The 11745-nt window shown below is 65.2% G+C and carries 11 protein-coding genes; 6 read left to right on the top strand and 5 right to left on the bottom strand.

The annotated features are described in order from the left end of the window. On the top strand, positions 1-435 hold a 435-nt coding region (locus C4S73_RS24745), incomplete at its 5' end, for an ABC transporter ATP-binding protein (RefSeq protein WP_146071492.1). Between the two features lie 232 nt (positions 436-667). Here the strand turns inward: C4S73_RS24745 and C4S73_RS24740 are convergent. Together C4S73_RS24740 and C4S73_RS24735 are read right to left on the bottom strand one after the other, a co-directional pair. Continuing rightward, positions 668-1141: a hypothetical protein gene (locus tag C4S73_RS24740; RefSeq protein ID WP_244595771.1), complete on the bottom strand. Its 474-nt coding sequence runs from the start codon at positions 1139-1141 to the stop codon at positions 668-670. Between the two features lie 134 nt (positions 1142-1275). Then, positions 1276-1890 carry an HAD family hydrolase gene (locus C4S73_RS24735; RefSeq protein WP_103875255.1) on the bottom strand — a complete coding sequence of 205 codons (615 nt, stop codon included), beginning with the start codon at positions 1888-1890 and terminating at the stop codon, positions 1276-1278. 128 nt (positions 1891-2018) lie between these two features. Here C4S73_RS24735 and C4S73_RS24730 point away from each other — a divergent pair, with 128 nt between their 5' ends. Further along, positions 2019-2906 carry a protein-methionine-sulfoxide reductase heme-binding subunit MsrQ gene (locus C4S73_RS24730; RefSeq protein WP_244595770.1) on the top strand — a complete coding sequence of 296 codons (888 nt, stop codon included), beginning with the start codon at positions 2019-2021 and terminating at the stop codon, positions 2904-2906. A gap of 145 nt (positions 2907-3051) precedes the next feature. Then, entirely contained in the window at positions 3052-4707 is a 1656-nt protein-coding gene (locus C4S73_RS24725; protein WP_425290375.1) for an MFS transporter, read from the top strand. Between the two features lie 10 nt (positions 4708-4717). Here C4S73_RS24725 and C4S73_RS24720 read toward each other — a convergent pair whose 3' ends face one another. Continuing rightward, positions 4718-5515 (bottom strand): undecaprenyl-diphosphate phosphatase, encoded by a 798-nt coding sequence (locus tag C4S73_RS24720; RefSeq protein ID WP_103875263.1) that lies wholly within the window; start codon positions 5513-5515, stop codon positions 4718-4720. 246 nt (positions 5516-5761) lie between these two features. On the opposite strand from C4S73_RS24720, the gene C4S73_RS24715 reads away from it, so the two are divergent. From C4S73_RS24715 to C4S73_RS24705, 3 genes are all read left to right on the top strand, one after another. Further along, positions 5762-6454, top strand: coding sequence for a glutathione S-transferase family protein (locus tag C4S73_RS24715; RefSeq protein WP_103875252.1), 693 nt, complete (start codon positions 5762-5764; stop codon positions 6452-6454). A gap of 83 nt (positions 6455-6537) precedes the next feature. Further along, the gene (gene queG / locus C4S73_RS24710) at positions 6538-7677 is read left to right on the top strand and encodes a tRNA epoxyqueuosine(34) reductase QueG (RefSeq protein WP_244595769.1); all 1140 of its coding nucleotides are present in this window, start codon (positions 6538-6540) and stop codon (positions 7675-7677) included. Continuing rightward, on the top strand, positions 7674-8540 hold the full coding sequence (locus C4S73_RS24705) for an SDR family oxidoreductase (protein WP_103875250.1): 867 nt from the start codon (positions 7674-7676) through the stop codon (positions 8538-8540). The genes queG and C4S73_RS24705 overlap by 4 nt, the downstream gene beginning before the upstream one ends. Before the next feature lie 10 nt (positions 8541-8550). On the opposite strand, the gene olsB is transcribed toward C4S73_RS24705, so the two are convergent. Continuing rightward, complete coding sequence (gene olsB, locus C4S73_RS24700; protein WP_103875249.1) at positions 8551-9510, bottom strand: l-ornithine N(alpha)-acyltransferase; 960 nt, start codon at positions 9508-9510, stop codon at positions 8551-8553. Positions 9511-9612: 102 nt separating this feature from the next. Further along, positions 9613-11703, bottom strand: a complete 2091-nt coding sequence (locus C4S73_RS24695) for an ATP-binding protein (RefSeq protein WP_244595768.1) — start codon at positions 11701-11703, stop codon at positions 9613-9615. Positions 11704-11745 lie beyond the last annotated feature (42 nt).

The raw sequence follows: 11745 nt of genomic DNA, 5'->3' as shown, positions 1-11745 counted from the left end.
ATCGTCGCCGACGAGGCGGTCTCGGCGCTCGACGTCTCGGTCAAGGCGCAGGTGGTCAACCTGATGCTCGAATTGCAGGCCAGGATGAAGCTCGCCTATCTGTTCATCTCGCATGACATGGCGGTGGTCGAGCGCGTCAGCCATCGCGTCGCGGTGATGTATCTCGGCGAGATCGTCGAGATCGGCCCGCGCGAGGCGATCTTCGGCAACCCGCAGCACCCCTATACCAAGCGCCTGCTGGCCGCCGTGCCGATCGCCGATCCGATGCGGCGCCACGAGAAGAGCCCGGTCTCCAACGACGAGATCAAGAGCCCGGTGCGCGACGCCGACTTCGTCCCGCCGATCCGCCAGTTCCGCGAGGTCTCGCCAGGCCACGCCGTCATGATCTGGGGCGAGGAGTGGGAAAAGAAGGTGATCGAGGCGGTTGCCGCCTGAACCGTTTTCCTTCGCCTGGAAGGGGAAAGGGGCATCGCCTCTCCCCGTCATGGTCGGGCTTGTCCCGACCATCCACGTCTTCGACTGCACCGGCAGAGCGCAGTTTGCGAAAGTAATGACCTTACATCAGCGTCGATAGACGTGGATGGTCGCCACAAGGGCGACCATGACGATGAGCGCGGCACGGACTGACGTCATCTATGACGAGACCGCGTTATAAGGTCCGCCTGGATCAGCTCTTCAGCTTGGCGTTGCACTGGCTCCAGTAGCCGCCGCCCTTTTCGATCCATTTCAGCGTGCCGTTGGCGTTGGCGGTCTTGTTGGCATTGTACTGGTCGACACAGGTCTTCAACCGCGCCTTGCCGGCCGTTTCGTCGGAGTATTTCTGCGAGACGGCCTTGGGGAACACGGCCGCCTTGGCACGTGCCGGCGCTGTGGCAGGCTTGGCAGGCGTGCCGGCGGGCGTTGCGGCAGGCGCAGCCGGTTCGGCCGGGATGGCAGCAGCCGCCTCGTCATCGGCCGCGTCGTCGTCGCCGCATTGCGCCTTGCGGAAGTCGTTCCACTTCTGGCCCTTCAGGCTATTGGCCTTCTTGGCGTCCTGATACTTGACGCTGCACTCCTTCATCGTGAGCGCGGCCGCCGGCGTCGCGGCAATCGCCGCGAACGCAAAGGCGGATACGGATGCAAGAATGACGTTCCTCAGCATGGTCTTCTCCATCGCAAGGCTATTGTTGCGATGCGCATGCCACTCCCATTCGGCAATCAAGGCAAGTCCTTTTCCCAGATCAACCGCTCGGCGGCTATCGACTTGAAACGCGCAGCGCTCATCGCTTGAAAATCTCAGATATCGACGCCGGCCGCCCGCAACTGCGCCCGCAGGTCGATCGGCTCGACGAAGTGGACGCCCTGCATGCCGACCGCCCTCGCGCTTTCGATGTTCCTGGCGCTGTCATCGATGAAGACGCAGTCATGCGCCGACAGGCCATAGCGCTCCAGCAGCACATGATAAATCGCCGGATCCGGCTTGATCAGACGCTCATGGGCGGAGACGACGACGCCGTCGAAGCTCTGCAGGAAGGGAAAGCGGATCAGGCATTCCGCCCATTTCTCGCGCGAGAAATTGGTGATCGCGTAGACCTTGTCGCCGCGCGCTTTCAACTCCCTGAGCACCGCGACGCTGTCCTCGACTACGCCGGGGATGGTCTCGTGCCAGCGCTCGTCATAGGCCTTGATCTCGGCTTCCCATTCGGGGTGGGCGGCAACCAGCAAAGCCACCGCATCCTCCCAGGACCGGCCGCGATCCTGCTCGATGTTCCAGGCGGCCGTGCAGACATTCTGCATGAACCAGTCGAGCTTCGCCTCGTCGGGGATGAGTTCGCGATAGAGCACACGCGGGTCCCAGCGAACCAGGACATTGCCGACATCGAAGACGACCGTAGGAGCTTTGGCAGGCATGGAACCGTCCGTTCAACGAGAGAGGGGACAAGACGAGGTGTTCACGCCCTTGTGTGCAGACGTGCAAGACAGAGGCAAGAGCTCTCGGCTATCTCGAAGGGCGAATACGCTGCGGCAAGGAGAACACCGTGACGGCATGGTTGCCATGGCTTGACCGGCAGGGACGCTTTTCTCTCCTGCGTGGAGCGACCTTCGCGCTCGTGCTCATCCCTGCCCTGATCCTCGCCTATGAAGCCTGGAACGGCCAGCTCGGCTCAAAGCCCTGGACACAGGCCGTGCACGACACCGGCACCTGGGCGGTGCGGCTGCTGCTCGTCACGCTGGCCGTCTCGCCGCTCCGGCGCATTCTGGACTGGGGCAAGCTGATCGGCATCCGCCGCATGCTCGGGCTTTCGGTACTCGCCTATGCGATCGGCCATTTTTCGCTCTATTGCATCGACCTCGCCTTCGACTGGGGCCTGATCGTTTCCGAGATCATCAAGCGCTTCTATCTGCTCGTCGGCATCACCGCGCTGATCGGCCTGATCGCACTTGGTGTCACCTCGACCGATGGGATGATCCGGAGGATGGGCGCCAAGCGCTGGCAGCGCCTGCATAATCTTATCTACGTCATCACGGGGTTGGGGCTGCTGCATTTCGCTCTGCAGTCCAAGATCGACGTCACACAGCCTGTGCTGATGACGGGATTGTTCGCGCTGCTGATGCTGTATCGCGGGCTGAACCGCTTCAAGATCGCGGTGACTACTCCGGTGCTTGTCGGGGCGGCCCTTCTGACCGGTCTCGTCACCGCGCTGTGTGAGACGGGCTGGTATGCCTTCGCCACCGGCGTTTCGCCCTGGCTCGTGTTCCAGGCCAATGCCGATATCGTGGTTTATCAGGACATCGCCTCATTGCGGCCGGGCCATTGGGTCGCTTTTGCCGGTTTGGTCGTCGCGCTCGGCCATGCCTTCCGCGCGCCCAAGCCAAGGCGGTCGCGGCAGGACGGCCAGCCCGTGCCAGTCCGGGCCGGCTCCTGACGAACATCAGGATCACGTTTGCGGCTCAATCGCGGTTGGCAGTGCGTGCGCAAGCCTCTAACCCTATGGCATGCCTGACGATCCGAACGCCCAGCCGATAGCCGACGTCGCCGCCGCCGATCTTGTCGCGGATGGGCTCGGGCCGGTGCCGGAACGCGTTTCGCCCTTCGTGCCCTTGCGCCAGCCTGTGTTCAGGGCGGTCTGGTTCGCCAGCCTGGCCTCGAATTTCGGCGGCCTGGTCCAGGCCGTCGGCGCCTCCTGGATGATGACCTCGATTGCGGCGTCGCCGGACATGGTCGCTCTCGTTCAGGCCTCGACGACGCTGCCGGTCATGCTGTTCTCGCTCGCAGCGGGTGCCATCTCCGACAATTACGACCGCCGCTCGATCATGCTGACCGCGCAGGGCTTCATGCTGACGGTTTCGGTCATGCTGGCCCTGTCGGCCTGGTTTGGCCTGATCACGCCCTGGCTGCTGCTGACCTTCACCTTTCTGATCGGCTGCGGCACGGCCCTGAACAACCCAGCCTGGCAATCTTCGGTCGGCGACATGGTGCCGCGTCGCGACGTGCCGGCCGCCGTCACGCTGAACAGCGTCGCCTTCAACATCGCCCGCAGCGTCGGCCCGGCCATCGGCGGCGCCATCGTCGCGGCTGCGGGCGCGGTCGCAGCCTTCACAATCAACGCCTTCAGCTATATCGCCCTGATCGTAGTGCTGGCGCGCTGGCAGCCGCCGCGCGTCGAGCGGCTGCTGCCGCGCGAGACGCTCTGGATCGCGATGAGCGCCGGCGTACGCTACATCGCGATGTCGCCGAATATCCGCAGCGTGATCCTGCGCAGCTTCGCCTTCGGCTTTGGCGGCATCGTGGTGCTGGCCCTGCTGCCGCTCATCGCGCGCGACCTTGTGCATGGCGGCCCCCTCACCTTCGGTGTGCTGCTCGGGGCCTTCGGTGCCGGCGCGGTCGCGGGCGCTTTCATGAGCGCGCGCCTGCGCCGGATGCTCAGCACCGAGGCATTGGTGCGCCTGACCTTCGCCGGTTATGCCGCCGCTGCCGCAATCATCGCCCTGAGCACGTCGATGTGGCTGACGATGCCGGCCCTGTGCGTCGCGGGCGCAAGCTGGGTGCTGACGCTCTCCACGTTCAATGCCACCGTGCAGCTTTCCGCGCCACGCTGGGTCGTGGGCAGGGCGCTGGCGCTCTATCAGATGGCGGCTTTTGGGGGCATGGCGACGGGCAGCTGGGCCTGGGGCCAGGCGACGCTGCATCTGGGGCCGGAAAAGGCACTGCTGATCTCGGCCATCGCGCTGCTCGTCGGCGCCGCGATCGGCCTGCGTTACAAGCTGCCGCCGCTGGAGGAGCTCAATCTCGATCCGCTGAGCAGCTGGCGCGAACCCAAGGTCGCGGTCGACATCGAACCGCGCAGCGGGCCGGTGATCGTCACCATCGAGTATATCATTCGCGAGGAGGACGTCGTCGCCTTCCTCAACGCCATGGCCGAGCGCCGCCGCATTCGGCGCCGCGACGGAGCCCGTCACTGGACCCTGCTGCGCGACCTGACCGACCCGATGCTCTGGATGGAACGCTATGACAGCCCGACCTGGGTCGAATATGTCCGCCAGAACCAGCGGGTGACGCAGGCCGATGCGGAAATCGGCGAGCGCGTGCGCGCCTTGCACAGCGGCCCCAACCCGCCCGTCGTGCACCGCATGATCGAACGGCAGACCGGCTCGCTACCCTCGGTTCAGGCAGCCGCCGCGGGCACCCTGTCGGACCCGTTGGTCGACCCGCTGCGGGCGCCCTGAGCCGCCACCTTCAGCCGAATATCCAGAGACCGGCGAGACCGACCAGGCCAACGGTGATCCGCCACCAGGCGAAGAGCGCGAAGCCGCGCTTGGAGACATAGTCGAGGAACGTCCTGACCACGAGCAGCGCCGAGAAGAAGGCTGCGATGAAGCCGACCACGATCAGCGTCGTGTCATCGACGGTCAGCGTCTTGTAGCTCTTCAGCAGATCATAGGCGAAGGCGCCTGCCATGGTCGGCATGGCCAGGAAGAAGGAGAACTCGGCCGCCGCGCGCTTGCTCGCGCCCAGCAGCATGGCGCCGACGATGGTGGAGCCCGAGCGCGATACGCCGGGAATCATCGCCAGACACTGGATCAAACCGATTTTCAGATACATCGGCAGCGAGAAGGCCGTGGCGTCGGTGTATTTTTCTTCCAGTTCCAGCTCGTCGACGACGAGCAGCACCAGTCCACCGGCGATCAACGTGCAACAGACCAGGAAGGGGTTGAACAGTACGCCCTTGATGAACCCGTGCAGCACAGCGCCGATCAGCGCCGCCGGCAGGAAGGCGACGAGCACCCCGATGACGAAACGCCGCGCCGCGGGATCGGTGCGCAGCCGCAGGGCGATGTCGAGCAGGCGGCGGAAATAGACCAGCGTGATCGCCAGGATCGCGCCCAGCTGCACCAGCACCTCGAAGGATTTGCCATTGGACTCGAAGCCGAGGAAATGGCCGAGCAACAGCAGATGTCCGGTCGACGAGACCGGCAGGAATTCGGTCAACCCCTCGACGATGCCAAGGATGACGGCTTCGATCAGATTTTGCATGTCCGGCATTTCCTTGGCCGCAAGGGATCTCGGGCGCGGCACGCATTAAGCCGCGCGCTTGCATAAGCCCAGCTCTTTGCAAATTGGTTACCACTTCACCAACGCAACGCTCGGGAATCACCCTTTCAGAAGGCCTGCGGGTTGTGACGGTTTCCTCACAGGACTATAGCAGGCGCCCAGCGCATGTCGGGATGCGCATCCCGTTGCGGCCCTGCTTCAGCCGCACCTTCCTGTTTCAAGAGTGCCATGGCGACCCTTCATCACTATCCGCTATGTCCGCATTCGCGCTTCATCCGCCTCGTCCTCGGCGAGTTCGGCATGGAGGCCGAATTGATCGAGGAACGTGTCTGGGAGCGCCGGCGCGAGTTCCTGGAAATCAACACGGCGGGCACCACGCCGGTCTTCTCCGAGGAGAACGGGTTCGCCGTCCCCGGCTCGGGGCCGATCGCGGAATATCTCGACGAAACGCGCGGCCTTGCGCTGGCCGAGCGTCGGCTGCTGCCGGAAGGCCCCAAGGAACGCGTCGAGGTGCGCCGCCTGCTCGACTGGTTCAACCTCAAATTCAATGACGAGATCACCCAGCCGCTCGTGGTGGAAAAGGTGATGAAGCGCTTCATGGGCCGCGACGAAGGCGGCGGCCCGCCGGAAATGAGTGCAATCCGTGCCGCGCGCGCCAATGTGCGCTATCATCTGCGCTATATCGCCTGGCTCACGGCCAAACGGAACTGGCTGGCGGGGGAAAAGCTGAGCTATGCCGATCTCGCCGCGGCGGCGCATCTGTCCTGCGTCGACTATCTCGGCGATGTGCCCTGGGAAGAGGATGAGGCGGCCCGCGCATGGTATGCGAGGATCAAATCCCGGCCGAGCTTCAGGCCACTGCTGAGCGACCGGGTGCCGGGAATGGCTCCGAGCGCGCATTACGACAATCTGGATTTTTGAACAGCGCGCGCCCGACCATCTCTCGCCCCGGGGAGCCGAAGGCCGGTCCATCCGGAGATGAGGGCTCCATCGCCAGGAATTTGATGTCCGGCGAGCGCCTGAAGCGTGCGGTCGTCGAACGCGCGCTTGCGGAAGGTTTCGCCGTCATTCGCGTGGCGGGGAGCGATGCGATCCCGCAGGCGGCCGATCAGCTCGAGGCCTGGCTCGCTGAAGGCCATCATGGCGACATGGACTGGCTGGAGGAGCGCCGCGACCAGCGCGCCGACCCGCGCAAGCTCTGGAGCGAGGTGCGCTCGGTCGTGATGCTCGGCATGAACTATGCCGGCGAGGGTGATCCCCTCGCCATGCTCGCCGAGAGGGAGAAGGCAGCGATTTCGCTCTATGCCCGCCGCCGCGATTATCACGATGTCATCAAGGGCAAGCTCAAGAGCGTCGCCGGTCTGCTGGCAGCGCGCGGCGGAGCGGACGTCAAGGTTTTCGTCGATACCGCGCCCGTGATGGAAAAACCATTGGCGCAAGCGGCGGGGCTTGGCTGGCAGGGCAAGCACACCGTGCTGGTCTCGCGCGAGCACGGCTCCTGGCTGCTGCTCGGCGCGATCTATACGACTGCCACCCTGCCCGCCGATGTGCCCGAGAGCGACCATTGCGGCTCCTGCACGCGCTGCCTCGATATCTGCCCGACCAACGCCTTCCCGCAGCCCTACCAGCTCGATGCGCGCCGCTGCATCGCCTATCTGACGATCGAGCACCGCAGCCATATCGACGTGGAACTCCGACCGGGCATCGGCAATCGCGTCTTCGGCTGTGACGATTGCCTGGCCGTCTGCCCCTGGAACAAGTTCGCCGAAGCCGCTCAGGAAACCCGGTTGGCGCTCAAGGGCGAACTTGAGGCCCTGCCGCTGGCCGATCTCGCCCGGCTCGACGACGCTGCCTTCCGGGCGCTTTTCGCGGGTACGCCGGTCAAGCGCACGGGGCGCGACCGCTTCATCCGCAATGTGCTGATCGCGATCGGCAATAGCGGCCGCCCCGATCTCGCGGCGAGCGCTGCCGGGCTGGTCAGCGACGCCTCGCCCCTGATACGTGCCATGGCTGCATGGGCGCTGATCCGGCTCGATCCCTGCGCGGCGCGCCATGTGGTTCACTCTGCGCTGGCAGCAGAAACCGATCCCGCTGTCCGCCGTGAATGGCTGACTCTCCCGCCTGAAACGGACCGTGCCGCATGAAACTGCTTGTCCTCGGCCTCGGCTATTCCGCCGGCTTTTTCGCCCGCGCAGCCCTCGCACGCGGCTGGGAGGTGACCGGCACCGTCCGCTCGGCCGAAAAGGCCGGCCGGCTGAGCCGCGACGGCATCCGCACGCTGGTCTTCAACGGCTTTGCCGTCTCATCGGCGCTGGCTGCCGCTGTGGCGGAAGCCGATGCCGTCCTGGTTTCCGTCCAGCCGGGGGAGAACGGCGACCCCGTGCTTGAGCGCCTCAGCGGGGAATTGGCGGCCGCGCCGAACCTGCGCTGGATCGGCTATCTCTCGACCATCGGGGTTTATGGCGACCATGGCGGGGCCTGGATCGATGAAAGCGTAAAACCCAGTTCTGCCAGTGCGCGCGCCAAGGTGAGGATCGCGATCGAGAATGCCTGGCTTACGCTGGGCGAAAGCTCCGGCAAGCCCGTCCAGATTTTCCGGCTCTCGGGCATCTATGGGCCCGGCCGCAATACGATCGTCAAGTTGCGCGAGGGCAAGGCCACGCGCCTGATCAAGCCGGGACAGGTCTTCAACCGAATCCATGTCGACGACATCGCGGGAGTCCTGATGGCCTCGATCGCCCGGCCGCGCGCCGGAGCGGTTTATAATGTCACCGATGACGAACCGGCTCCGCCGCAGGATGTCGTCAGCTTCGCCGCCGACCTCATCGGTATCGCGCCGCCGCCCGAGGTGCCGTTCGACCCGGCCCAGCTTTCGCCGATGGCGGCGAGCTTCTATGGCGAGAACAAGCGCGTCTCGAATGCGCTGGTGAAGCGCGAGCTCGGCTATGCCTTCCGCTATCCGACCTATCGCGAGGCGCTGCGGGTGCTGGTCAAGAGCGAGACCTGACCGGCACGGCTCACGCCGCGTAGCGCTGGCCCTCGTCGCCGTAATATTCGACATAACGGCGGTCGATCGCCGCCACAGGCAGGATCACCAGCACATCGGTGGTGCCGAACTGGCGGTCGATGACCGCTCCCGTGCCGAACCGGGCGCCCAGTCTGAGATAGCCCTTGATCAGCGGCGGCATCTGCTTCAGCGCCAACTTCGCGTCCACCATCCCCGCCGGCAGGCGATCCATGCCGACATAGCGCTCGGGGCGCGCCGCCGCGCTCCAATCCCCCTCGGAACGGGCATGATGGTGCAGGAAGCTCAGCGGCAGGGCGAGCGCGTCGGGATCGGTCCCGTCGAAGCTGGCGCAGCCGAACATCGCGTCGATCCGGTGATGGCGGAGATAGGCCCAGATGCCGTGCCAGAGCAGTTCGACCGTCTTCTTCGTACGATAGGGCTTGAGCACGCAGGATCGGCCGAGTTCGAGGAAACGCTGATCCGGGTGCCGCGCGATCATCGGGCCGAGATCGAACTCGCCCTGCGTGTAGAAGCCGCCAAGCCGCGTCGCCGCGCTCTGGCGCATCAGGCGATAGGTGCCGACGACCTTGGGCTTGATGCCGCCGAAGCGGCCACGCGCGGCATGGTCGATGACGAGCAGATGGTCACAGGCGCCGTCGAAACGATCGGCATCGCGACGGAACATGCGCGACACGACGTCGGGCTTCGCCGACATCTCCTGATAGAACACGCGATAGCGCAGGCGCTGCGCCCGCCAGATTTCACGGGGGCCCCGCGCCAGCCGTACCTCGAGCGAACCCGCACGGCCAAGCGTGCCGGACAGTGGCGCCGCCTCGCCGGGAATATTGCCGAAACGGCGCATCGCTCCGCCGGTTATGAGCATCAACGGCGAGAACCGCGACAGCAGCGGGTTGCCGGCTGGAAACTGCCTAGCCGGCTCGCTCGCACGGTTGACCGGGTCAAGTGCCATTGCCTGTCTTGTCCCTACGCCGTCAATTTCGGCATCAGAAGACGTTTGCCTCAATGATCTTACGAGATCGCGACAGAACTGCGTCGAAGCTGTGACGTCAAGTCAGGCCGACAGCGTCAAAGGCTCGCGCCGCTCGACACGATCGAGCCAGCGCTGCAGGGCGGCGCGCTCCAAAGGTTTCGCCAGGCAATCATTCATGCCCGCGGCGAGCGCTTCGGCACGGTCCCCCGCCGCGACATTGGCGCTGACCGCAACCAGCGGCATCGGGGCGGACTGGCGGCGCGTCTTTTCCATCGCACGAATGGCGCGCGCGGCAGCCAACCCGTCCATGCCGGGCATGCGGATGTCGAGCAGGACGAGGTCGAAATGCGGGCCCGAACCGTTCAGGCCGGCCTCGACATGGGAGAGGGCCTCCTGCCCGTCACGCGCCCGAGTCGCGGCGCAACCGAGGCGCTCCAATGTTCGCACCACCAACAACGCATTGATATCGTTATCTTCGGCAACCAGAACCGTCAGCCGCGGAGCGGCCGGTGGTTTCACGGGTGTCGCCTCGATCTGCAGAATGTTTCCCACTTGAACTTGCGGCGGGCTCGATGAGAGACGCTCGTAAAGCGAGCGCGCCCGCACCGGTTTGACGAGAAAGCCGGTAAAGCCCGCCTCGCGCGGCGAGCCGAACTGATGACGCTCGAAGGGTGAAAGGACGCTCAGGCAATTCTCGATCCCCGCAGCGCGAACGGCCGATGCGAGGGCCTTGGCAGGGGCGTGACCGATGGACTGGTCTATCAGCACGGCCGTCAAAGCCGGCTCGTTAGACAGTTGCGCACGAGCTTCGTCATCGCTCACCGCGAGCGTGACGACTGCGCCTGTGGCCTCGATCGTCTCGACGAGAAAACGTGCTCCGAAGGGCGTGGCCGAAACAACCAGCACGTGCTTGCCCTGCCAGTCGGGCGGCGGCGGCTGGACCGCGTCGGCAGCGGCCGCGAGCGGCAGCTTGACCCGGAAGGTCGCGCCCTCGCCCTGCCTGCTCTCCAACTCGATGTCGCCATTCATCAGCGTCACGAGCCGGCGCACGATCGCAAGGCCAAGCCCGGTGCCGCCATGTCGCTGTGCGGAGGAATTGTCCGCCTGCTCGAATTCCTCGAAAATTGCCTTGAGGCGATCTTCGGGAATACCTGGGCCCGTATCCGAAACCACGATCTCGATTGCGCTTCCAGCACGGGTCAAACGGATTCCGACACCGCCATGCTCAGTGAACTTGACCGCGTTGCCGACAAGATTGAGCAGAATCTGGCGCAACCGATCCTGATCGCCGATGAGATGGCTCGGCAGATCAGGCGCGAGATATGCGGCGAGTTCGATCCCCTTGGCCTGCGCGCGCGGCGCCATCAACTCCGACACGGTCTCGATCAGCAGTCCGAGATCGAAGCGCTCGTTCACGAGTTCCAGCTTGCCTGCCTCGACCTTGGCGAAATCGAGGATATCATCGACGAGGCCAAGCAGGGCCTGCCCGGACGTTCGCAGCGCCCGCACATAGGTCGTCTGCTCGGGATCGAGCCCGGTATCGGTGAGCAGGTCGCCCATGCCGAGAATGCCATTGAGCGGCGTGCGGAACTCATGGCTGACGGTGGCGAGGAAGCGCGATTTCGCGTCATTGGCGCTTTCGGCACGGGCGCGCGCCTCGTCCAGCGCCTGTTCGCCCGCGATACGGGCCGAAATATCGCGGCCGACGCGCTGCAGCACGGTCTTGCCGAGCGCGACCGGCACGGCGGTCTCGACCCAGGAGATCCAGCGCTCGCCATCGGGGGTCGCAACGCATTCATCGAAGACACGTGCGCCATCGTCGAGCGCCTGGGCCGGGCGCAGGGCGATGCGTCGCGGCTCGGCTTCATTGCCGATGACCTGCGCCTCGCTCAGGCCGAGCAAGGCGGCATAGGCGGCGTTGGCATAGACGATACGGGCTCCGTCGCGGCGCACGATCAGATCGCCCTGCGCTTCGATCAGGCTGCGATAGCGCTCCTCGCTGTCGGCCAGCGCCCAGAGCCGGTCGTTCAGCTTCTCAAGATCCTGCGTCAGTTCGGTCGCCTGCCTGATGATGCGGTTGCGCTGCCGAAGCAGGCCAAGCGCGGCAAGGCTCGCCATCAGCGCGAAGACGGTCGCGGCCACGAACGGCCAGATCGATGCAGGAAATCCCATGCGCGGACGCTAGCACCGCGCTCTTGAAAAAAGCGTTGGTCA

This window comes from Allobosea lathyri (assembly GCF_900108245.1).
In the GTDB taxonomy this organism is placed as follows: Bacteria; Pseudomonadota; Alphaproteobacteria; order Rhizobiales; family Beijerinckiaceae; genus Allobosea; species Allobosea lathyri.
Note: the sequence above shows the minus strand (reverse complement) of the source record. Positions and strands in the feature narration are given on the sequence as shown.

Coding starts and splice junctions, on each gene's coding strand:
- C4S73_RS24740 (WP_244595771.1), bottom strand. CDS start 1,141: ATGCTGAGGAACGTCATTCTTGCATCCGTATCCGCCTTTGCGTTCGCG.
- C4S73_RS24735 (WP_103875255.1), bottom strand. CDS start 1,890: ATGCCTGCCAAAGCTCCTACGGTCGTCTTCGATGTCGGCAATGTCCTG.
- C4S73_RS24720 (WP_103875263.1), bottom strand. CDS start 5,515: ATGCAAAATCTGATCGAAGCCGTCATCCTTGGCATCGTCGAGGGGTTG.
- C4S73_RS24715 (WP_103875252.1), top strand. CDS start 5,762: ATGGCGACCCTTCATCACTATCCGCTATGTCCGCATTCGCGCTTCATC.
- queG (WP_244595769.1), top strand. CDS start 6,538: ATGTCCGGCGAGCGCCTGAAGCGTGCGGTCGTCGAACGCGCGCTTGCG.
- C4S73_RS24705 (WP_103875250.1), top strand. CDS start 7,674: ATGAAACTGCTTGTCCTCGGCCTCGGCTATTCCGCCGGCTTTTTCGCC.
- olsB (WP_103875249.1), bottom strand. CDS start 9,510: ATGGCACTTGACCCGGTCAACCGTGCGAGCGAGCCGGCTAGGCAGTTT.
- C4S73_RS24695 (WP_244595768.1), bottom strand. CDS start 11,703: ATGGGATTTCCTGCATCGATCTGGCCGTTCGTGGCCGCGACCGTCTTC.